We start from the raw sequence: 20,688 nt of genomic DNA, 5'->3' as shown, positions 1-20,688 counted from the left end.
CGATTCCGTGCCGGTACCCCCACCGCCGCTGCCTCCGGACACCCCGGGCACGCCGCTGAATCCGCCTCCGCCACCGCAACACTGGTTCGCCGACGTGCTCGCCTCGGACGGCCGGGTGGTGCGGCTGCGGCCGATCACCCCCGACGATGCCGAACAACTCGAGCGGTTCCACGAACGCCTCTCCGACCGCACCCGCTACCTGAGGTACTTCGGGCCGTACCCGCGCATGACGCCCAAGGATCTGTACCGCACCACCCACGTGGACTACGTCGACCGGGTCGGGCTGGTCATCGAACTGGGCGAGGACATCCTCGCGGTCGGGCGGTACGAGTTCCTGGCCGATCGACCTGGTCCGCGCGCCGCCGAGGTGGCCTTCGTGGTCGCCGACGAGCATCAGGGTCGCGGACTCGGATCGATTCTGCTCGAGCACCTCAACGGCGCGGCGGCGGAGAACGACATCGAGAGCTTCGTCGCCGAGGTGCTGGCGGAGAACAACGGCATGGTGACCGTGTTCCGCGATGCCGGATATCAGGTGCAGCGCAGCCGTGACGGCTCGGTGCTGCACCTGGAATTCGCCATCGACCCGACCGAAGCGCTGCAGTCCGTGCGTGATTCCCGCGAGCGCGCCTCGGAGGCGCGCAGCGTCGGGAACCTGCTCGCGCCGCGCTCGGTGGCCGTCATCGGCGCGACCCCGGCCACCAGCCGGGTCGGCGGTGCGGTGCTGGCCAATCTGCTGTCCGGGGCGTACCAGGGGCCGGTGTTCCCGGTGAACCGCACTCGCACCGCCGTGCGCGGCGTGCGCGCCTACCCGACCGTGCGCGACATCCCGGACGAGGTGGATCTCGCGGTGATCGCGGTGCCCGCCGCCGAGATCGGCTCCGTGCTCGACGATTGCATGGCCAAGGGCGTCAAGGGCCTGGTCGTGCTGACGGCCGGCTTCTCCGAGACCGGCCCGCGCGGCTACGCCGCCGAACGCGATCTGGTGAACGCCGCTCGCGCGCACGGTATGCGGGTGGTCGGGCCGAGCGCGCTGGGTATCGCGAACACCGATCCGGCGGTCGCGTTGAACGCCACGCTCGCTCCGGTGCTGCCGGGGCGCGGGCGGATCGGATTCTTCTGTCAGTCCGGACCTTTGGGCGCGGCCATTCTCGGGGAGGCCGCCGCCCGCCAGCTGGGCCTGTCCACCTTCGTGTCGGCCGGTAATCGCGCCGACGTGTCGGGCAACGATCTGCTGCAGTACTGGGACAACGATCCCGACACCGATGTGGTGCTGCTGTACCTGGAGACCTTCGGCAATCCGCGCAAGTTCTCCCGCATCGCCCGCCGGGTGGCGCGCACGAAACCCATTGTGGCCGTGAACAGCGGCCGCAACAGCGCACGCGTGGAGGGCGAACCGGATCTGGACCGCTCGCTGGTGCGCAACCTGTTCGCGCAGGCGGGCATCATCCAGGTCGACTCGATCACCGAGCTGTTCGACTGCGCCATGCTGCTGGCCTATCAGCCGCTCCCGGCCGGGCCCCGGCTCGCGGTGATCGGCAACAGCGCCGCGCTGAGCTGGCTGGCCGTGGACGCGGCGCGCGGCGAGGGGCTCGAGGTCGGCGAACCCATCGATCTGGGACCGCAGGCGAGTCCGTCGGACTACCTGGCCGCGGTGGCGGCCGCGGTCATCGATCCGATCGTCGACGCGGTGATCGTGATCTACTCGCCGCCGGTCCCCATGGCGGTCGCCTCGTTCGCCGAGGCGATTCTCTCCGGAGCTCGATCCGGACCCGAGACACCGGTTCTCACCACCTTCGTCGCCGATCAGGGCATGCCCAACCTGCTCGCCACCCGTGGTCCCGGCGGCATTCTGGAGCGCGGCTCCATCCCGTCGTTCGGCGATCCCGAGCGCGCCGCCCGGGCGCTGGCGCGGGTGCGCCGCTACGCCGACTGGCGCACCCGCCCGATCTCACCGATCTCGCGGCCCGAGGGCCTCGGGACCGCGCGGGCCCGGGAACTGGTGGCCGAGTGGATGTCCCCGGAGGTGGATCACTGGCTCAGCGATCTGCAGGCAGCGGAACTGCTGGGCTGCTACGGAATTCGCATCGAGGAGTTCCGGGAGGTCAAGGACGCCGAATCCGCCGTGGCCGCCGCCGAGGAACTCGGATTCCCGGTCGCGGCGAAGGCCACCGGGGAGATGTGGCGCAATCGGCCGGATCTGACCGGGGTGCGCCTGGACCTGTGGCGCCCGGACGCGGTGCGGCGCGCGTACACCGATCTGGCCGAGATCTCCGGCAATCCGGTGCACATTCAGCGCATGGCCACCAAGGGCGTCGGATGCACCTTCCGGGTGCAGGACGACCCGTCCTTCGGCTCGGTGATCGGATTCGGCCTGTCCGGCACCATCATCGATCTGCTCGGTGATCGCGTGTACCGGGCACTGCCGCTGACCGAGGCCGAATCGGCCGAGCTCATCGACGCGCCCCGCGCGGCCCCGCTGCTCTCGGGCACCGTGCGCGGCCGGGATATCGGCAAACCGGTGGACCGCGGCGCGCTGGCCGAACTGGCGCAACGGATTTCGGCGCTGTGCGACGACCTGCCGGAGGTGCGGGAGCTGCAGTGCGAACCGGTGCTGGCCTCTCCGGAGGGGGCGGCGGTGCTCTACGGCCGGGTGCGAATCGGGCCCGAACCCAATCGGTTCGACATCGGGCCGCGCCGAATGGTGTGAGACACACGGTATCGAATGGTGTGGGACACACGCCGGGCCGAACGGCCCACGTACACCCCAAGATTCACAGGTAGGGATTCGAAGGTATGGAGAGGTGATCACTGTGCGGGAAGACCAGATCGAGACCGCCACCGCGCCACTGCGCGACGATATCCGGTTCCTGGGCGGGATCCTCGGCGACATCATTCGCGACCACGAGGGCGCCGAGGTGTTCGACCTCATCGAGCGGGTCCGGGTGGAGGCCTTCAAGATCCGGCGTTCGGAGGTGGACCGCGACGCGGTCGCGGACATGCTGCGCGATGTGGAGATCACCACCGCCATCCCGGTGATCCGCGCCTTCAGCCACTTTTTGCTGCTGGCCAATCTCGCCGAGGACCTGCAGCGCGATCGGCGGCGCGCGGTGCACGTCGGCGCGGGGGAGCGGCCGCAGGATTCCAGCCTGGCCGCCACCTACGACAAGCTGGACGCGGCCGCACCGGACGGCGACACGGTCGCCGACCTGCTGACCGATGCCCTGGTGTCCCCGGTCATCACCGCGCATCCGACCGAGACCCGGCGGCGCACCATCTTCGACGTGCAGGCCCGCATCACCGAGCTGATGCGCCGCCGCCAGCGCTACAGCGAGCACGAGCCGCAGTACGCGCTGATCGAGACCGATATCCGCCGCCAGGTGCTGCAACTGTGGCGTGCTGCGCTGATTCGCTTGGCACGCTTGCGGATTCAGGACGAGATCGAGGTCGGGCTGCGATACTACGACCTGACTCTGTTCGAGGTCATCCCGCGCATCAACGAGCAGGTGCGCGACGCGCTGCGCGCCCGCTACCCCGAGCACGAGCTGCTGTCCCGGCCGATCCTGCGGCCCGGCTCCTGGATCGGCGGCGACCGCGACGGCAATCCGAACGTCACCGCCGACGTGGTGCACCGCGCCACCCATCGCGCGGGTACGGTCGTCTTCGAGCGATACCTGACCTCGCTGGTGGAGCTGGAGAAGTCGCTGTCGCAGTCGGCCCGGCTGGTGCCGGTGACCCCGGAGCTCGCCGCACTCGCGGACGCCGATTTCGACGATTCCCCCCAGCGCGCGGACGAGCCGTACCGCCGTGCCATACGCGCGATCCGGGCGCGGCTGAGCTCCTCGGCCCGCCGGTCCCTGGGCGAAATCCCCGCCGACGGAATAGATGTCGCCGCCGAACCCTACGCCGGACCGGAGGGGCTCCTGGCCGATCTGGACACGGTCGATACCGCCATGCGCGCCTCGGGCGACGGTCTGCTGGCCGACGATCAGCTCGCCGCGCTGCGAGCCGCCGTGCAGACCTTCGGTTTTCATCTGCAGGGCCTGGACATGCGGCAGAACTCCGAGATGCACGAGCAGGTGGTCGCGGAGCTGTTCGCCTGGGCCGGAGTGCATTCGGACTATGCGTCGCTGGACGAGGCGCAGCGGGTGGAACTGCTCGCCGCCGAATTGACCACCCGCCGTCCGCTGGTCGGGCCGCACGCCGAACTCAGTGAGCTGGCGACCAAGGAACTGGCGGTGGTGCGCGCCGCCCGGACCGCGCTCGAGGATCTGGGCCCGGATACGGTGCCCAACTACATCATCAGCATGTGCACCTCGGTCAGCGACATGCTTGAGGCGGCGCTGCTGCTGAAGGAGGCCGGCATCCTCGACCCGGGCGACGCCGACTCCGGGCCGGTGAGCCCGGTCGGTGTGGTGCCGCTGTTCGAGACCATCGAGGATCTGCGGCACGGCGCCGAAATCCTTTCCGCCGCACTGGAGGTGCCCGCCTATGCGCGCCTGGTGGCGGCGCGCGGGATGCGGCAGGAGGTGATGCTGGGTTATTCCGATTCCAACAAGGACGGCGGGTATCTGGCCGCGAACTGGGCCCTGTACCGGGCCGAACTGGATCTGGTCGATACCGCGCGCAAGACCGGAATCCGGTTGCGGCTCTTCCACGGTCGCGGCGGCACCGTCGGTCGCGGTGGCGGCCGCAGCTACGACGCCATCCTGGCCCAACCCGCCGGTGCGGTGCGCGGTTCGCTGCGATTGACCGAGCAGGGTGAGGTCATCTCCACCAAGTACGCCGAATCCGGCACCGCCTACCGCAATCTCGAGGCGCTGGTCGCGGGCACGCTCGAATCCACGCTGCTCGACGTCGAGGGGCTGGGCGACGAGGCCGAGCCCGCCTACGAGGTGCTGGACGAGCTCGCCGAGCTGGCTCGCCGGGCTTATGCGCGGCTGGTGCACGACACTCCCGGTTTCGTCGACTACTTCCGGGCCTCGACCCCGATCGCCGAGGTGGCCGATCTCAATCTGGGCAGCCGCCCCGCCTCGCGCAAGCCCACCAGTTCGGTATCGGATCTGCGGGCGATTCCCTGGGTGATGGCGTGGAGCCAGTCCCGCGTCATGCTGCCCGGCTGGTACGGCACCGGTTCGGCGTTCGAGGAATGGATCGGCGAGGACCCGGCCCGGCTGGCCACGCTGCGCGATCTGTATCAGCGCTGGCCGTTCTTCCAGACCGTGCTGTCGAATCTGGCTCAGGTCATGGCGAAGGCCGATATGGACATCGCGGCCATCTACTCCGAACTGGTGCCCGATGAAGCGTTGCGCCACAACGTCTTCGGCATGATCTGCGACGAGTTCGCCCGCACCCGGCGGGTATACGCCGCCATCACCGGTTCCGACGAACTGCTCGCGGACAATCCGGCGCTGGCGGAATCCATCCACAACCGCTTCCCCTACCTCGAGCCGCTCAATCAGCTCCAGGTCGAACTGCTGCGCCGCCGCCGCGCGGGAGACGCGTCCGAGCTCGTCGAACGTGGGATCCTGCTGACCATGAACGGTCTGGCCACGGCCCTGCGCAACTCCGGGTAGGCCGAGACCCCACGCGCTGTCACCGCACCGGAACCCGTCGGCCGCCCTCGTGGCGCTCGGGCCGTCCGACCGGAACCGGTGGGGTGTGCGGAGCCGACATCGGCCCGCACCTCGCGGGTGCGGGCCGAAAACGCCGGTGCGGCAGTCGTTCACGGAGCGGTCATGCCTGGCTGACCGGCTCCTTCGCCGGTGCGGCCGACTGTGGCGGACCGGCCTGTCGCAGCGGTACCTCCACGATGAACAGCGCGGCCACCAGTCCGAGCCCGCACAGCACGGCCGCCCAGAGGAAGATGCTGTGCATCCCCGAGGCCACGCCGTGCAGATACGCGTCGCGCACGGTGGCGGGCAGCTTTGCGAGCATTGTCGGATCCAACTGCGATCCGTGCACCGCCTCGCCCCCGGCCTGTCCGGACATCGCCGCGTTCACCTGTCGGTTGAACAGGGCGCCGAACAGCGCCACACCGAAGGAACCGCCGAGCGTCCGGAACAGCGTCGAGGTGCCCGAGGCCGCGCCGATGTCCTTCATCTCCACGCTGTTCTGCGCGATCAGCACGGTCATCTGCATGAGGAAGCCCATGCCCGCGCCCAGCAGCGCCATGTAGATTCCGGACATCAGGCGGCTGGTGTCGGTTCCCATGGTGGCCAGCGCGATGCTGCCCGCGGTCAGGAACACGCCGCCCAGTATCGGGAACACCTTGTATCGCCCGGTCTTGCCCATGACTCGGCCCGCGATCTGCGAGACCACGATGATCGGCACCATCATCGGCAGCAGCAACAGTCCCGAGTTGGAGGCCGACGCGCCCTGCACGGTCTGCTGGAACAGCGGCAGGAAACTGACCGCGCCGAACATGGCCACCCCGGCGACCACCGAAAGCACCGATGTCAGAACGAAATTGCGGCTGGCGAACAGGCTCAGCGGGATGATCGGCTCACTCGCGCGTCGCTGGGACCAGATGAACGCGGGAATTCCGAGCAGCGCGACGGTGAGGGCGGCGAGCACCTGCGGTGAGCCCCAGGCGTATTGGGTGCCGCCCCACGTGGTCACCAGCACGATCGCGGAGATGGTGACGGTCAGCAGTGCGGCGCCGAGATAGTCGATTCTGACGTTGGGGCGCTTCGCGTTCAGGTGCAGCATGGCGTGGCACCACACCAGGGCGATCAGCCCCAGCGGCAGGTTCAGGTAGAACGCCCAGCGCCAGCCGAGGTGGTCGGTGACGAATCCGCCCACCAGTGGCCCGCCGATGGTGGCCAGGGCCATCACCGAGGCGGTCATGCCCATGTACCTGGCGCGTTCGCGCGGCGGGATCAGTTCGCCGATGATGGCGAACGCGCCCGCGGCCAGCCCGCCCGCGCCGATGCCCTGCAGCACGCGGAAGCCGATGAGCTGCTCCATGGTCTGGGCCGCGCCGGACAGTCCCGAGCCGATCAGGAAGACCACGATCGAGGTCAGGAAGTTCGGCTTGCGGCCGAAGATGTCGCCGAGTTTGGCCCAGATGGGCGTGGATGCGGCGGTGGCCAGCGCGTACGCCGAGACCACCCAGGACAGGTGTTCGAGGCCGCCCAGTTCGCCGACGATCGTCGGCATGGCCGTGCCGATGATCATGTTGTCGAGCATGCCCAGCAGCATCGCGAGCATGACGCCGAGCAGGATCCAGCGCGCATTGCGCGGGGCCGCCACAGCGGCGGGAAATCCGGTCATAGCGGTCCCTCCCTTCATTCGTTCGAGTTCTCCGTGACGCCGGTCGGCATCCGATTTCAGAAAACCATAACGACTAAAGAAATTCAACCAATTAAAAAATTGTATGACTAAGACAACCCCGCTAAGGTGGGTTCATGAGTGGACTCCGCGAGCGAAAGAAGGCCCTGACCCGGCAGGCGCTGGCCGATGCCGCCCTGCGGCTGTTCCTGGACCGCGGCTACGACGCGGTGAGTGTGAAGGAGATCGCCGAGGCCGCCGACGTCTCGGTGCCGACGCTGTTCGCGCACTTCCCGGACGGCAAGGAATCGCTCGTGTTCGACCTCGACGCCGATCGTGAGGCGGAACTGGTCGCGGCCGTCCGCGATCGCGCACCCGGGCGAACCGTGCTGCAGGGATTGCGCGACGCGTTCCTGTCCCGGCCCAGGCCCGCCGATACCGAGCAGATGCACGCGTTCATGCGGCTCATCCGGGACACCCCGGTGCTCGCGGACTACTTCCGGCGCATGTGGCAGCGCCACGAGGGCGCCTTCGCGCGGGCGATCGCCGAGGACGTCGGGCGCGATCCGGACGACATCGCACTGATCGCACTGGCCCACTTCGTCCTCGGCGCCGTGGAGGTGTCCCGCCGCAGCGCGGACCCCGCCGGAGACCTCGAGCGGATCTTCGATCTTCTCGAGAACGGCTGGGGTGCGGCGCTCACCCGGTGAACGCCGCCGCGTGGTCGCGAGCCCACTCCGCGTAACCGCGCGGGGGACGGCCGAGCACCGCTTCCACATCGCCGGTGACGCGCGCGTTCCCGCCCTCGCGCACATACGCCTGCCCCGCCATCGCCCCGTCGGCGAACTCCGCGGACATACCGGCCGCGAGCATGTGTTCGCGTGCGGTCTCGAGCGGGACGTCGATCACCTCGATCGGTCGGCCGAGCGCCTCGGACAGGGCGGCGGCCTGCTCGTGCGCGGTGAGCGCCCGCGGACCGGTGAGGGTGTAGACGCGTCCGTCGTGGTCCGGCGACAGCAGCGCCGCGACCGCCACCGCCGCCACATCGCGCGGATCGATCACCCCCTGCGCACCCGAACCGGTGAGGTTCGGCACCGGCCCGCCCGCGCGGACGGGGTCGATCCAGCTGAAGGTGTTCGAGGCGAAACTGCTGGGCCGCAGGATCGTCCACGCCACACCGCTGTCCCGGACCGCCTGCTCGCCCGGTAGATGCCAGGTGCCGACCCGGCCGAGCGCGGCGTCGCCGGTGCCGATCGCCGACAACTTCACCACGCGCCGTACGCCCGCGTCCCGGGCCGCCGCGACCAGAGCGCGATCGAGCTCGACATAGTCCGGGCCGAGCAGCCCGACCAGGAACGCCGCCTCCGCGCCGGTCATGGCGGCGGCCATCGAGGCGGTGTCCGCATAGTCGCCGCGCACCACCTCCACGCCGCCGGGAAACCGTGCCCGGTCCGGATCGCGAGTCACCGCACGTACTTTCACGCCCCGCTCGATCAGCTGTCGGACGATCTCACTGCCGATGGTGCCCGTGGCACCGGTAATCACGATCATGGCAACAACGGTGCCCCGGCGACCGTGCCGCGCTATAGGAAAAATCGGCACGATCTGCGGCATCGAGCCCGTCTAGAGTCGATCACGTGACCACGATGCTGCACCCGAGCCCCGTCGTGACGGCAGAGGGATTCGAGCGAGCCGTCGTGACTCCGGAATCGTTGCGCCCCTGGATCTCCGAGATCGGCCACATCCCGACCGTGCGGGAACCGATCGGCCCGCTCGCGCACGTTCCCCAGACCGCGATCACGCTGGTGCTCCGCACGCAGGAATCCGGCCGTCGCGATGCCTTCGTGCTCGGCTCGCGCACGAAGGCTGTTTATGCCGACGCCGACAAACCGGCCGGGTGTACTCGGCTGCGCTTGGCTCCCGGCGCCGCCCGCCCGCTGCTCGGACTTTCCGCCGCGGACCTCACCGACCGCGCCTTCCGGCTGCGCGAGGTACCCGGTCCCGCCGCCGATCTGGCCGACACCCTGGCGGAACTGGCTCCGCACGAGATCGTTCCATTCCTGGAATCCGCACTCCCGCAGCGTCTTACGGAGAACGCCACGCGCCTCGCGCACCGTCGCCTGCTGACCGCCGCCGTTGACGCCATGGCGACCGGCTCCGCTTCGCTGACCACCCTGGCCGCGACCCTCGCCGTCAGCGAACGCCAACTCCGCGCGCTCTTCACCGTGGGCACCGGCCTCTCGCCCAAGCACTACGCCCGCATCCTGCGCCTGCGCCGCGTTCTGGCCGCCGCGGGCAACACCCCATGGTCCGATATAGCCGTGGCAACAGGCTATTTCGACCAATCCCACCTGACCTCGGACTTTCGCTCCCTCATGGGCGTGCCGCCCGCGGGCTTCGTCAAGGGACACCTGCCCGTCCCCACCCCATGCGCCCCACTGAGCGAGTTTCCCGGGTAGGTGTGAAACCCGTTGCCTCGCTTCGGGATAGATCCGGTGTGGTTACACATCGCTCGGCGCGGTGTGTCGATGACGCGACATCGCGGTCGTCGTCGGCAGATCCGGATGGCCGGCCGGGGTGTCGGGGAGCCGGGCGCCCCACGGTCCGTGCGAGTCCTCCTCGTGGGTGCCCGATGGTGGCCGCGGGTCATAGACTTCAGCGGTGAGTGAACTCGCGGATTTCGCCCGGCTGATCGCCGGTGATCATGGGCTCTGTGTCGTGTCGACCCAGCGGGCGGACGGCACGATCCAATCCTCCGTGGTCAATGCGGGTGTGATGAAACACCCCGAGACCGGTGCGGACGTCGTGTGCATGGTGATTCGCGGCGGCACGCGCAAACTGGCCAACCTGCGCGCGCGGCCCCGCATGACCGTTGTCGGCCGGGCCGGCTGGCACTGGGTGACCGTGGAGGGGACGGTGTGGATCGCCGGTCCCGATGACGAGGTTCCCGGCATCGACGCCGAACGCCTACGGCTGCTGCTGCGCGAGGTGTTCACCGCGGCCGGGGGAACCCACGACGACTGGGACGAATACGACCGCGTCATGGCCGAGGATCGCCGGGCTGTGGTGTTCGTTCACCCGGAGCGCGTCTACGGGAACGCCTAGAGCCGCGCCGAAGTGCCTGCGGGCCATGCGGTGTCATCGGCGGCCAACCAAGGCTCCCGCGCCGAGGCGGCCGGTGACGTACCCGTGAACGCGCGGATGTCACGGTGCAGATGTGACTGGTCGGCGTAACCGCTGTCCGCCGCCACCCGCGCGGGCGACTGACCGCGTGCCAACCGGTGGACCGCGTGATCGAAGCGGATCAGCATGGCCGCGCGCTTGGGCGTGAGCCCGATCTGCGCATCGAACCGGGACCAGAGGCGCTGCCGGCTCCACCCGGTCTCGGCGGCCAGCTCGGCGATGCGTGCACGCCCCCGGCCGCGAAGGATCTGCCGCCACACCCACGCCACCTCCGGATCGACAGCGGACTCGACCCGCATCCTCCCGCGCAGGACGTCGTCCATGACCGCGAACCGGGCGGACCAGGTGCGCGCGTGATGAAGTCGCTCGCGCAGCGCTGCCGCCTCCCCGCCCCACAAATCCTCCAGCGCGACGAGCCCGCCGCCCAACTCCCCGGCAGGCACCCCGAGCACCGCCCGAGTCGCGATCGGCGACAACCGAATCTGCACACACCCGATCCCGTCGGCCCGCGCGTGAAACGAGCTCGACGCCAATCCGAGCGCGAGACTCTCCGACATGCCGCCGCCACGCCCATCGTCCACCGAAAACGCGTGTCCCCCGAACTCCACGATCACCGTCACCGCCGGATGCGGAACAGCCCGAATCTCGGTGGCCGCACCCGCACGAATCATGAACCCCGCCATATCGATTCCCGGTAGCCCCCGGCCCGCGCCCGGCCGCGCGATCTCCCATCCGCTGATCGCACCCGCCCCGCCGGTCGCCTCCACCTCTTCGATCGTAGGCGCGGTCGACGGCGTATTCACCCCGACGGCCCACCTCGCCGAGAGTGTCGTCGCCGAACCACTCCCCCCCCGGGGGGGGCTCGGCGATCGCGGACGCGCGCGGCCACGCGGCGACCGGGTCGTCGATCATGCGCAGCCGTGGATTGTCGGGTTTCCCGGCGGCGTTCACCCGGCCCTCGTCCAGCACAGCCGATGCGGCTCTGCTCGACGCGAGGGTGCCGCCCCGCTGCCGCACCGTGCGGGCGGACGGACCCGCAGGCACTTCGACCCTTTTCGAGTGTGCGCAAGACCCCGGCGGCCTGTGGGACCCGCAGTCGCTCCTGACCGGTGTTGCTGATCGACCGACACCGGTGCCGGGGTATAGGTTCCGGGTGTGGCATTGAACTGGAAGCTGGTTATCGACAGCCGTAACGCGGCAGCGCTCGCGGATTTCTGGGCGGCGGCGCTGGAGTACGAGGTGGAGGATCCGAGCGCACTCATCGAGCAGCTGCTCGCCGCTGGGCATCTTCCGGCGGACGCGGTCACCGAGCACGGTGGGCGCACGATCTTCCGAGGCTATGCCGGGGTCCGGCATCCGGAAGATCCGTTCGATCCCGTCAGCGGAGTCGGGCAGGGGCGGCGGCTGCTGTTTCAAGATGTGCCGGAGGGCAAGACGGTGAAGAACCGCCTGCACATCGATATCCACCGGGGGACAGCGGATCTCGCGGAGTTGGTCGCGCGGCTCGAGGGGCTGGGGGCGACGCGTGTCGAGGAGTTCGACAACGGCCCGGCCGGGCACTGGTGGGTCATGAAGGATCCGGAGGGCAACGAGTTCTGCGCGGCCTAGAGCGCAGGGCTTTCGATTCTCGAAGTCGCGCAACGTCTTCCGGACGGTGCCCGCACGAATGCGAGAGCGCTCCCGCGAGCGTACTGTCGTGAGAGGGCCGTGGTTCTCGGGGGAGGGCCGAGGTTACTGGCGCGAGAGTGCTTGGCGCGCAAGAACGCCGGCCGGTCCGAGCTACCCGGAGGGGGACGTACGGGTAGCGGAACCGACCGGCGCGTATCGGGCCGGCGCCTCGAGGGACGGCCCGAAGTTCCGGCGGGAACTCAGGGGTCTTCAGCCCGATCGCGCGCGACAAGCGTGCGGCCGGGAGTCGGATCAGCTGGCGTAGGCGCGGAGGCGGTCCGCGCGCTCACCCTTGCGGAGCTTGGTCATGACCTCGCGCTCGATCTGGCGGACGCGTTCGCGCGAGAGGCCGAACAGCTTGCCGATCTGATCGAGAGTGCGGGGCTGGCCGTCGTCCAGGCCGTAGCGCAGGCGGATGACCTGCTGTTCCCGCTCGTCGAGGGTGGCCAGTACGACGCGGACGTCGCGGTGCAGCAGACCGGCGATGACCGCGCTCTCGGCGGAGGTGGCCTCGGAGTCCTCGATGAAGTCGCCCAGCGGCGCCTCTTCGTCGTTGCCGACCGGCATGTCCAGGCTCACCGGATCGCGGCTGTGATCGAGCAGATCGGCGATCTTCTCGACCGGAATGCCGGATTCATTGGCGAGTTCGGCGTCGGTGGCCTCGCGACCCAGCTGCTGATGCAGTTCCCGCTTGATCCGGGCCAGCTTGTTGACCTGCTCCACCAGATGGACGGGGAGGCGGATCGTGCGGCTCTGATCGGCCATGCCGCGGGTGATGGCCTGACGGATCCACCACGTGGCGTAGGTCGAGAACTTGAAGCCCTTGGTGTAGTCGAACTTCTCCATCGCGCGGATGAGACCCAGGTTGCCCTCCTGGATCAGGTCCAGCAGCGGCATGCCGCGGCCGGTATAACGCTTTGCCAGAGAGACCACGAGGCGCAGGTTCGCTTCGAGCAGGTGCTGGCGGGCCGCTTGGCCCTCACGAATCAGGATCGCGAGATCCTTCTTCTTGGGTGCGGACAACCGCTTACCCGTTTCCAGCAGGTGCTGCGCGTAGAGGCCCGCCTCGATGCGCTTGGCCAGCTCGACCTCGTCGGCGGCCGTGAGCAGTGCAGTCTTGCCGATTCCGTTCAGGTACACGCGTACCAGGTCGGCGGCGGGGCTCTGGGCGTCGAGGTCCTGTTCGCTGGGGCGCACGTAAGTGGTGGCGGGGCTGGTCATGACTTGCCTCCTGTCGGTGGTGTCTCGCTCCGTTCAACGGACCCGACATCAAGAAAGTTCCCCGCCGTGCCGTTCGTAAACCGTATCTGAGCTGCGGTTTTCACGGCATCCGTCTGAGAAGTTCCTGAGAAGGGCGCGCTCCGGGGAACGCATGTCTCCGGCGGGCTGACGTCCGGTTTCCCATTGGTTGCCGTCTATAACTCGAACTTCCGAGCGCGGCAATCGAATACGAGCGAACGGGCCAGGCGCGAAGGCGGTTTTTCGGAGCGTTCGGTGCAACGATGCGCAGGTCGTAGGCATTCCCCGGGGAAACACCGCACCACGCCGATTGTGATGTGGATCATGCATGATCGCTATCGGGATGTGACCGGACAGACAACCGGCCGCCGGATGAGCGGATCATCCGGCGGCCGATGTGATCGAGAGGGAAATGTGCCGCCGCGGAGAAGGTCGGCGCGCAGAAAGTGGGTGCGGAGAAAGTCGGAGCGGAGGACCTCAGCGCGGATGAATCAACCCGTGCCGGACCAGTCCCACCACGACGCCGAGCACCGCGCTCTCGAACTCCGGCGTCGCCGCATCCCCCGTCTCGCTGTAGGCGAGCAGTTCCACCAGTTCGCTCAGCGGCAGTCCGTCGGGCCGCATGCCGGCCAGCAGCGCGGCGGTGGTGTCGTCCACCTCGTGCTGCCAGCGCGGTCCGTCCCCGCGATGCAGCCGGGCCACGCGCTGATCCCAGCCCTCGTGCCCCGGCAGGTACACGCGCTCGAGCGCGGTCGCCGGATCGACCTCGAACCGCGCGGACCGGATGCTCGAAGGATCCGCGGCCGCGGCCCGCAGCCACGCGGAGCGCTCGAAGTAGCGCAGCGCCTCCTCACCCAGCGGATCGTCGAAACCGTGGGTGAGATCTTCGGCCAGCAATTCGGTCGGTCCGTCGATCGCACGGAGATAGACGAAACCGAAGCCGATGCCGGTGACCTCGGCCGCCTCGAAGGCCTCCAGCCATCGCTGCGCCTTGGCCTGGGCGTCGTCCTCGCGCGGATCCAATCCTGCGTCCCGCAGCCAGGTTCCGACATAGAGGGCGGGATCGGCGACATCACGCTGCACGATCCAGGCGTCCACACCGTGGTCCGGAAGCCAGCTCGACACCCGGGCGCGCCAGTCCTCGCCCACCACGTGCACCCAGGACGCCAGCATGGCCGCGGTGCCGCCGGGGTTCAGCAGTTCCGGAATGCGGGAGACGACGAGTTCGCTGGCGCCGTCCAGCGCCAGTCCGGAGTCCCGATAGGTGTGCTCCACGCGGGCGGGCCCGACCACGAACGGGGGATTGGCCACGATCTGATCGAAGCGCCTGCCCGCGACCGGTTCGAACCAGGACCCCTCCAGTAGTTCGAACTCGAGTTCGTTGAGTGCGGCGGTGGCCTCGGCCAGCCACAGCGCTCGCGCGTTCACGTCGGTGCCGGTGATCGTGTCGGCGTAGCCCGCCGCATGTACGGCCTGGATGCCGCAGCCGGTGCCGAGGTCGAGCACGGAGCCGGTGTGCCGGGTCGGGGTGGCACGCAGCAGTGACAGCGATGCCTGGCCCACGCCGAGTACGTGATCGGCGTCCAGTGCGCGACGCCGCATCGAGTCGTCGAGATCCGACAGCACCCAGCGCGCGCCGTGCCCCAGATCCAGCGGGCGCAGATCGAGTGCGGCGCGCAGCAGTTCGCCGTCTCGGTGGAGCAGCCCGGCCGCGATCGCTCGTTCCGGGTCCACGGGGGCGAGTGCGGCGGCCACGTCGGGTTCGGGGAGCGGGTCGCCCAGCAGCAGCAGCCGAACCAGGGTGCCCAGCTCTCCCAGGTCGGCGGCGGCGCGGCGGACCGGAACCGGTTCCGAGCGGCCCAGCGCGCTGTGGGCCGGATCGCCGAGTGCTTCCAACAGGGTGTCGGCGTCGTATCCGACACGGATCAGAGCGGCGCGCAGGTCCGGTGCGAGGTCGGCGAGCAGGGACGAGGCGGTCCTTTGATTCGTCGGCATGGACCGGAACTCTGCCACCGCAACTCTCGGGCGTTCGTCGGCGGGCTCGGTTCCCGAGGTCGGTCACTGCGGTGTGGCCGACGGGCTCCGGTGCCGCGGGGGAGCTCGCTCCAGTGACCGGTTCGCCGGTGTGGGACGGACCCTCGAGGCACCGGGACTCATGGTCCAACGCGAAGCCTATCTTTACCGAACAATTACTACTTTTACCTGCGAATTACTTTGGCTTGCAATGCCATTAACATCCAATGGGACATCCATAAGCGAAATTCGGTGCGCGACTTACGAATAGTGTGTCGATGCCCGCTAACGTTCGCTCTGCGCTGTCCAGGGGTGCGGATTGTTCGCTCTCGCACAAGATCAACTATACCGCATGTGCCCTGACCGGCGCTGGAGCGGAAAGGACTGTGCGGCAACCGCATCGAATCGCCGTCGCTGAAATGTCGCTGAAAGACGTTTCGGAGCATCAAGATCAAAGATTTTGAAGATCAGAATTGTTGTCATGCAACGAGAGTCGTCTGTGTATGCTATTGATCATGTTAGGCCCCACTACGAGGTGGGATGACTGCAAGGCGGTGTCGCAAGTGGACGTCAACAGGCTCCAAATGCGCCGTGCGGCGGCAATTGCCACCGTGTTCGGTGTACTGGCTCTGATGACCACCGGGGCGCTCGATCGATTGTTACTGGGTGTTTTCATCGACGCCGGTCTCGTACTCGGTTGGGGCAACGCCCGACTCACGTGGATGTACATCGTCCACATCACCGATTCGGAAACTCCCAGCAAACAAAAACTGGCTCTTTCCTCGGCGGGTCGATTGGGCATCCTGACGGGTCTGTCGATTGTCGTGGCCATCCTCACCCGACCCGATGGCATCGGGATCTTCTTCGGACTGGCCATGTTCCAAGTCATTATCGTTCTCTTGACCGTGCTGCCCGAAGTGAAAGGGCTCCGCCAACAATCATGAGCATTCCCATCACTTCGCTTCCGCCGATGTCCGGACCGATTTCCCTGCTCGCGGAGGAGAAGTCGGAACCGAAGATCCACGTCGGTGATCACGCGGTCGCACACCTGTGGGGTCTCGACTTCAACGTCGACACCATCGTCTCGACGACCGTCGCGGCGCTCATCGTCCTCGGACTGGCCTTCTACCTGCGGATAAAGATCACCTCCGGGGTGCCCAACGGTGTTCAGCTGTTCTTCGAGGCCGTCACCGTGCAGATGCGCACCCAGGTGGAGACGGCGATCGGCATGAAGGTCGCGCCGTTCGCGCTGCCGCTGGCGGTGACGCTCTTCACCTTCATCCTGCTGTCGAACTGGCTGTCCATCCTGCCGGTGCAATACGGCTCCGGGGAATTGATCGCACCGCCCGCCTCGGACGTCAACTTCACCTTCGCGCTGGCGTTGTTCGTATTGTTCGCCTATCAGGCCGCGGGTGTCTGGCGGCGCGGCCCGCTGGGACACGTCAAGCAATTACTCAAGGGTCACACCGGTTGGGGCCCCATGGTTTTCATCAATGTGATCGAGGAAATCGCGAAACCGCTCTCCCTCGCGTTGCGACTCTTCGGCAACATGTTCGCCGGCGGCGTCATGATCGCGGTGATCACATTGTTCCCGTTCTGGATCAGCTGGGGTCCGAATGCCATCTGGAAACTGTTCGACCTCTTCGTCGGTGGAATTCAGGCATTCATCTTCTCTCTGCTGACCGTCCTGTACTTCAGCCAGTCGATGTCGCTGGAGCATGAAAAGCACTGATCGGCACTGCCGTTCGGGGATATCTCTTCAAGAGGAAGTGAAATAATGGCAGCAGATCCGAGTATCGTCCAGGGCGCCCTCATCGGCGGCGGCATCATTATGGCGGGCGGTGCGATCGGCGCGGGAATCGGTGACGGTCTCGCCGGCGCCGCGCTGATCGAAGGCATCACGCGGCAGCCCGAGGCGGAAGGTCGTCTGCGCGGTAGCTTCTTCCTCACCGTCGGTTTGGTCGAGGCCGCGTACTTCATCAATCTAGCGTTCATGGCGCTTTTCGTATTCGCCACTCCCGGTCAGTGACGAGATCATGTCTCCGAGAACTGATGTGGAGGCCGCTGGGAATTTCCTGATTCCCAACGGAACCTTCTTCGTCGAGCTATCGATCTTCCTGATCGTGCTCGGAGTCATCTGGTTCTTCGTCGTTCCGCCGATCCGGCAGGTGCTGGCGGAACGCGAAGCGCGGGTCGACGAGACGACCGCGACCGCGAAGCAGGCAGGCGAGGTATTCGCCGAGGCCAAATCGCGGTACGAGTCGGCGATGGAGAAGGCACGCGCGGAAGCGGCCGAAATCCGCAATGAGGCACGCGCGGAAGGTCGGACCATTCTCGAACAGATGCGCGGTCAGGCGCAGAGCGAAGCCGACCACATAGTGGCCGAATCCACGGCACACCTTCGCGCCGAAGCCGACCAGGTATCCGCCGAACTCCGGGAATCCGTCGAACCGCTCGCGCAAGATCTGGCGGATCGAATGCTCGGTGTGAAAGATCGACCCCGGTCCAGTGCCGGCCAGCAGAGAGGACGGGGGTCCGAATGATCCTCACCGACAGCATTCTGGCCGAGGGCGTCTACGACATCACCTTCGATTGGCCGGTGTTCTTCAGCCAGCTGTTCGGCTTCGCTGTCATCGTCTGGTTCATCGTCAAATACGTTGTGCCCCCGGTGAAGAAGATCATGACCAAGGCGCAGGACACCGTCCGGCGGCAATTGGAGGAGAGCGAGCTGGCCGCCGACCGGCTCAGCGAAGCCAAGGCCTCCTACGACAGTGCGGTTGCCGAGGCCCAGGCCGAACTCCAGCGCATGCGCGAGGAGGCCCGGGAGGATGCCGACCGCATCATCGCGCAGATGCGTGAGGCCGCCGCCATGGAGGTCGAGCGGGTCCGTAAACAGGGCCGCGATCAGATCCTGCAGTACCGCAGGCAGATGATTCGCGATCTGGAGAACGACCTGTCCGCGGCCATGCTCGCCCTCACCGAGGAAAAGCTGCGCGAGCACGTCAGCACGCCCGAGGCGCGCTCGGACAGCATCGAGAAGTTCCTCGCGGACCTCGAGGCGCTGGCCAACTCCTCCTCGGAGGCTCGGCCGCAGCCGAAGCAGAAGTGGCCGTGAGGCCTCGCTGGAAACCAGTGGCGGTGAACTGAATTCAGGCCGGGATCCGGCCGGTCAGGCAGTATGGCTGACCGGTCGGATCAGCCATGACCAGCCACTCCTGGCCGCGGGTGAGACGGCGCGCACCGAGCTTCTCGTGCCATGCGGCCGTCGCCTCGATATCCGTGCAGGCCAGGTCGATATGCGCCGAGGTCGGTCGATCCTCCCGCAGGCGTTGCAGTAGCAGGCTGATCGGCAGTGGCGAATTCGGCTGCAGCCGTGAGTATTCCGGCAGTGTGCCGGGACGCCAGGTCCACCCGGTCAGGGCGGTCCAGAACCGGACCTCGCTCTCGTGATCCGCCGCGCCGATGTCGAGGCAGATCTGGTCGAGTCGGCTCCGGTCGCCTTCGGGGCCGGTGATGACGGGCGAGAGCGTGCCGTGCTCGCCCGCGGGGGTGAAGCAGAAGATCAGTCCGTGCGGCGATCGGAGCACGGTGTAGTCGGGGTGATCGAACACGATCGTCGCCCCGAATCGCACCGCCTGCTCGGTCGCGGCCGTCACATCGTCCACGTCCAGGTCCAGATGAACGCGCGGCGGGCCGCCGATCGCCTGCATCTTGACAGTCGGATCGCCCGATTCCGGTAGCAGCGTGAGGAATTCGTCGAATTCACCGCGCCGGGGCGAGGGTGTGGTGCCGGTGACCGCCGTCCAGAACTCGAGGCATCGCTCGAACTGCGCCGTGGGACGGTCCAGGAACGCCCAGATCCATCGAATCGTCATGCTGTCTCCCATCATTCGCGGACACACTGTTCCTCGCGGTACTCACCCGTGGGTTCAGTGTGGAGGTTTGTCGTGGACGCCGCGTGTGATCGGTCGTGCAGCGCGGTCGAGGTCGGTCGTGGAGGGCGGGTCGAGGGCGGTCGTGGACGCTGCGCGAGGTCAGTCGTCGAGCCCGGGGCGCGCCGCGGTGAGCGCTCCCGTTCGCCGACCCGGACTCGCGCGAAAAGTCTTGCGGTAGGTCAGCGGCGGCACGCCGAGCTCCGTCCGCATGTGGTGGCGCAGCGAGGCGGCGGTGCCCATGCCCGCCGCGCGCGCGACCTCGTCGATCGGCAGATCGGTGGTCTCGAGCAGGTGCCGCGCGTGCCGCAGCCGCTGCTGCAGGATCCACGCGCCCGGCGCCATTCCGGTCTCGGCCTTGAACCGCCGGGTGAACGTGCGCACGCTCATCCGCGCGTGGGCGGCAAGGGAATTGAGGTCCAGCTCGTGGCCGAGGTGGCGCAGCGCCCACAGTCGGGTGGGCGCGGTGCCGTCCGCGCCCGGCTCGGGGATGTTCCGTTCGATGAACTGCGATTGCCCGCCTTCGCGCCACGGCGGCACCACGCAGTACCGGGCGGCCCCGTTGGCGGCCGCACTGCCGTGATCGGTGCGGATGATGTGCAGGCACAGATCGATGCCCGCGGCGAGACCCGCTGCGCTCCAGATGTTTCCGTCGTTCACGAACAGCAGATTCTCGTCGAGCCGGACCCGGGGGTACAGGGCGCGGAAGGCGTCCGCGAAGTTCCAGTGCGTGGTCGCTCTGCGGCCATCCAGCATTCCCGCCGCGGCGAGCACGAACGCACCGGTGCAGATCGAGACGATCCGGGCATCGGGCCGGATACTCGCCATGGCGGCGGCCACCTCCCGGGGCAGGACGCCCTGGGTACGCGGTCCGGGAATCTGGGTGCCCGGCACGATCACGGTGTCCGCCCGAGAAAGCAACTCCGGTCCGAACTCCGGCACGATCGTGTACCCGTTGGTGGTCGCGATCCCCTCGGTGCTCAGCCCGCACACCCGCACGTCGTACAGCCGATTCCCGTCCTCGTCGCGGGCCGAGCCCAGCACGGTCGGCGGAATCGTCATATCGAACCCGACGAGCGGGGCGAGCGCGAGGACGGCCACCAGATGTGGTCCGGGCGCGGCTGTCCGGTCCTGCCGGGTGCGCTGTCCCGATATGTCGGAGTTCTCGATCGGCATGGTCTGCTCCGGTACGGGCATGGGTCTCTCCAAGATTGGCTTGATCTTTACGCATTGTGTCATTCAGGCCACTCGTACGCGAGCCGGATTTCCGTCACGCTCGATCGGTGAGCGAACTGACGAGCGATCCGATCTCCGGATCACGGCCCGACGCAACGGGTTCCCCGCAGCACTCGGAGGCGACAGCCGCATCCGCGCCGCGAGATGC

18 protein-coding genes are annotated in these 20,688 nt (G+C 67.9%); 11 read left to right on the top strand and 7 right to left on the bottom strand.

Going from position 1 to position 20,688, the window contains the following annotated elements:
• Nucleotides 1–28 precede the first annotated feature (28 nt).
• Nucleotides 29–2,707: a bifunctional acetate--CoA ligase family protein/GNAT family N-acetyltransferase gene (locus tag NJ1_RS29150; protein ID WP_067700542.1), complete on the top strand. Its 2,679-nt coding sequence runs from the start codon at nt 29–31 to the stop codon at nt 2,705–2,707.
• A gap of 103 nt (nt 2,708–2,810) precedes the next feature.
• Nucleotides 2,811–5,573: a phosphoenolpyruvate carboxylase gene (ppc, locus tag NJ1_RS29145; RefSeq protein WP_084478985.1), complete on the top strand. Its 2,763-nt coding sequence runs from the start codon at nt 2,811–2,813 to the stop codon at nt 5,571–5,573.
• A gap of 160 nt (nt 5,574–5,733) precedes the next feature.
• Here ppc and NJ1_RS29140 read toward each other — a convergent pair whose 3' ends face one another.
• Entirely contained in the window at nt 5,734–7,272 is a 1,539-nt protein-coding gene (locus NJ1_RS29140; protein WP_067700268.1) for an MDR family MFS transporter, read from the bottom strand.
• Nucleotides 7,273–7,406: 134 nt separating this feature from the next.
• On the opposite strand from NJ1_RS29140, the gene NJ1_RS29135 reads away from it, so the two are divergent.
• Entirely contained in the window at nt 7,407–7,979 is a 573-nt protein-coding gene (locus NJ1_RS29135; RefSeq protein ID WP_067700265.1) for a TetR/AcrR family transcriptional regulator, read from the top strand.
• On the opposite strand, the gene NJ1_RS29130 is transcribed toward NJ1_RS29135, so the two are convergent.
• On the bottom strand, nt 7,969–8,820 hold the full coding sequence (locus tag NJ1_RS29130; protein ID WP_067700262.1) for an SDR family oxidoreductase: 852 nt from the start codon (nt 8,818–8,820) through the stop codon (nt 7,969–7,971). The genes NJ1_RS29135 and NJ1_RS29130 overlap by 11 nt on opposite strands.
• 95 nt (nt 8,821–8,915) lie before the next feature.
• Here NJ1_RS29130 and NJ1_RS29125 point away from each other — a divergent pair, with 95 nt between their 5' ends.
• Together NJ1_RS29125 and NJ1_RS29120 are read left to right on the top strand one after the other, a co-directional pair.
• Nucleotides 8,916–9,728: a helix-turn-helix domain-containing protein gene (locus NJ1_RS29125; RefSeq protein ID WP_067700539.1), complete on the top strand. Its 813-nt coding sequence runs from the start codon at nt 8,916–8,918 to the stop codon at nt 9,726–9,728.
• A gap of 202 nt (nt 9,729–9,930) precedes the next feature.
• Nucleotides 9,931–10,374: a TIGR03618 family F420-dependent PPOX class oxidoreductase gene (locus NJ1_RS29120; RefSeq protein WP_067700259.1), complete on the top strand. Its 444-nt coding sequence runs from the start codon at nt 9,931–9,933 to the stop codon at nt 10,372–10,374.
• Here the strand turns inward: NJ1_RS29120 and NJ1_RS29115 are convergent.
• A complete protein-coding gene (locus NJ1_RS29115) occupies nt 10,371–11,255 on the bottom strand; it encodes a helix-turn-helix domain-containing protein (protein ID WP_245717629.1) in 885 nt (294 codons plus the stop codon). The two genes, NJ1_RS29120 and NJ1_RS29115, sit on opposite strands and share 4 nt — an antisense overlap.
• Before the next feature lie 352 nt (nt 11,256–11,607).
• On the opposite strand from NJ1_RS29115, the gene NJ1_RS29110 reads away from it, so the two are divergent.
• On the top strand, nt 11,608–12,060 hold the full coding sequence (locus NJ1_RS29110; RefSeq protein ID WP_067700253.1) for a VOC family protein: 453 nt from the start codon (nt 11,608–11,610) through the stop codon (nt 12,058–12,060).
• A gap of 312 nt (nt 12,061–12,372) precedes the next feature.
• Here NJ1_RS29110 and NJ1_RS29105 read toward each other — a convergent pair whose 3' ends face one another.
• Together NJ1_RS29105 and NJ1_RS29100 are read right to left on the bottom strand one after the other, a co-directional pair.
• A complete protein-coding gene (locus NJ1_RS29105) occupies nt 12,373–13,341 on the bottom strand; it encodes a sigma-70 family RNA polymerase sigma factor (RefSeq protein ID WP_067700250.1) in 969 nt (322 codons plus the stop codon).
• Nucleotides 13,342–13,836: 495 nt separating this feature from the next.
• The gene (locus NJ1_RS29100; RefSeq protein ID WP_067700247.1) at nt 13,837–15,354 is read right to left on the bottom strand and encodes a DUF7782 domain-containing protein; all 1,518 of its coding nucleotides are present in this window, start codon (nt 15,352–15,354) and stop codon (nt 13,837–13,839) included.
• Nucleotides 15,355–15,935: 581 nt separating this feature from the next.
• On the opposite strand from NJ1_RS29100, the gene NJ1_RS29095 reads away from it, so the two are divergent.
• From NJ1_RS29095 to NJ1_RS29075, 5 genes are read left to right on the top strand one after another with little or no spacing between them, the layout of a single operon-like run.
• Nucleotides 15,936–16,316 (top strand): hypothetical protein, encoded by a 381-nt coding sequence (locus NJ1_RS29095; RefSeq protein WP_084478983.1) that lies wholly within the window; start codon nt 15,936–15,938, stop codon nt 16,314–16,316.
• Between the two features lie 26 nt (nt 16,317–16,342).
• Nucleotides 16,343–17,104 carry a F0F1 ATP synthase subunit A gene (atpB, locus tag NJ1_RS29090; protein WP_067700536.1) on the top strand — a complete coding sequence of 254 codons (762 nt, stop codon included), beginning with the start codon at nt 16,343–16,345 and terminating at the stop codon, nt 17,102–17,104.
• A 45-nt stretch (nt 17,105–17,149) separates the two neighbouring features.
• Nucleotides 17,150–17,401 (top strand): F0F1 ATP synthase subunit C, encoded by a 252-nt coding sequence (locus NJ1_RS29085; protein WP_067700242.1) that lies wholly within the window; start codon nt 17,150–17,152, stop codon nt 17,399–17,401.
• 7 nt (nt 17,402–17,408) lie between these two features.
• Nucleotides 17,409–17,915, top strand: coding sequence for a F0F1 ATP synthase subunit B (locus NJ1_RS29080; RefSeq protein ID WP_067700239.1), 507 nt, complete (start codon nt 17,409–17,411; stop codon nt 17,913–17,915).
• Nucleotides 17,912–18,487 (top strand): F0F1 ATP synthase subunit B family protein, encoded by a 576-nt coding sequence (locus tag NJ1_RS29075; RefSeq protein WP_067700236.1) that lies wholly within the window; start codon nt 17,912–17,914, stop codon nt 18,485–18,487. Before NJ1_RS29080 ends, NJ1_RS29075 begins: the two co-directional genes overlap by 4 nt.
• Nucleotides 18,488–18,521: 34 nt before the next feature.
• Here the strand turns inward: NJ1_RS29075 and NJ1_RS29070 are convergent, their stop codons facing one another.
• Entirely contained in the window at nt 18,522–19,247 is a 726-nt protein-coding gene (locus NJ1_RS29070) for a VOC family protein (RefSeq protein ID WP_067700533.1), read from the bottom strand.
• Between the two features lie 159 nt (nt 19,248–19,406).
• Complete coding sequence (locus NJ1_RS29065) at nt 19,407–20,501, bottom strand: GlxA family transcriptional regulator (RefSeq protein ID WP_422615792.1); 1,095 nt, start codon at nt 20,499–20,501, stop codon at nt 19,407–19,409.
• Between the last annotated feature and the right edge of the window lie 187 nt (nt 20,502–20,688).

It is taken from the genome of Nocardia jejuensis NBRC 103114 (genome assembly GCF_001613145.1).
Lineage (GTDB): Bacteria > Actinomycetota > Actinomycetes > Mycobacteriales > Mycobacteriaceae > Nocardia > Nocardia jejuensis.
The sequence above is the reverse complement of the archived record's forward strand: the minus strand, read 5'-3'. Positions and strand labels throughout refer to the sequence as shown.

Bases quoted from the DNA above. Each gene is read 5' to 3' on its own strand.
- NJ1_RS29080 (WP_067700239.1), top strand. From the start codon at position 17,409: ATGTCTCCGAGAACTGATGTGGAGGCCGCTGGGAATTTCCTGATTCCC.
- NJ1_RS29100 (WP_067700247.1), bottom strand. From the start codon at position 15,354: ATGCCGACGAATCAAAGGACCGCCTCGTCCCTGCTCGCCGACCTCGCA.
- NJ1_RS29075 (WP_067700236.1), top strand. From the start codon at position 17,912: ATGATCCTCACCGACAGCATTCTGGCCGAGGGCGTCTACGACATCACC.
- NJ1_RS29135 (WP_067700265.1), top strand. From the start codon at position 7,407: ATGAGTGGACTCCGCGAGCGAAAGAAGGCCCTGACCCGGCAGGCGCTG.
- NJ1_RS29070 (WP_067700533.1), bottom strand. From the start codon at position 19,247: ATGACGATTCGATGGATCTGGGCGTTCCTGGACCGTCCCACGGCGCAG.
- NJ1_RS29130 (WP_067700262.1), bottom strand. From the start codon at position 8,820: ATGATCGTGATTACCGGTGCCACGGGCACCATCGGCAGTGAGATCGTC.
- NJ1_RS29140 (WP_067700268.1), bottom strand. From the start codon at position 7,272: ATGACCGGATTTCCCGCCGCTGTGGCGGCCCCGCGCAATGCGCGCTGG.
- NJ1_RS29125 (WP_067700539.1), top strand. From the start codon at position 8,916: ATGCTGCACCCGAGCCCCGTCGTGACGGCAGAGGGATTCGAGCGAGCC.
- atpB (WP_067700536.1), top strand. From the start codon at position 16,343: ATGTCCGGACCGATTTCCCTGCTCGCGGAGGAGAAGTCGGAACCGAAG.
- NJ1_RS29105 (WP_067700250.1), bottom strand. From the start codon at position 13,341: ATGACCAGCCCCGCCACCACTTACGTGCGCCCCAGCGAACAGGACCTC.
- NJ1_RS29085 (WP_067700242.1), top strand. From the start codon at position 17,150: ATGGCAGCAGATCCGAGTATCGTCCAGGGCGCCCTCATCGGCGGCGGC.
- NJ1_RS29065 (WP_422615792.1), bottom strand. From the start codon at position 20,501: ATGCCCGTACCGGAGCAGACCATGCCGATCGAGAACTCCGACATATCG.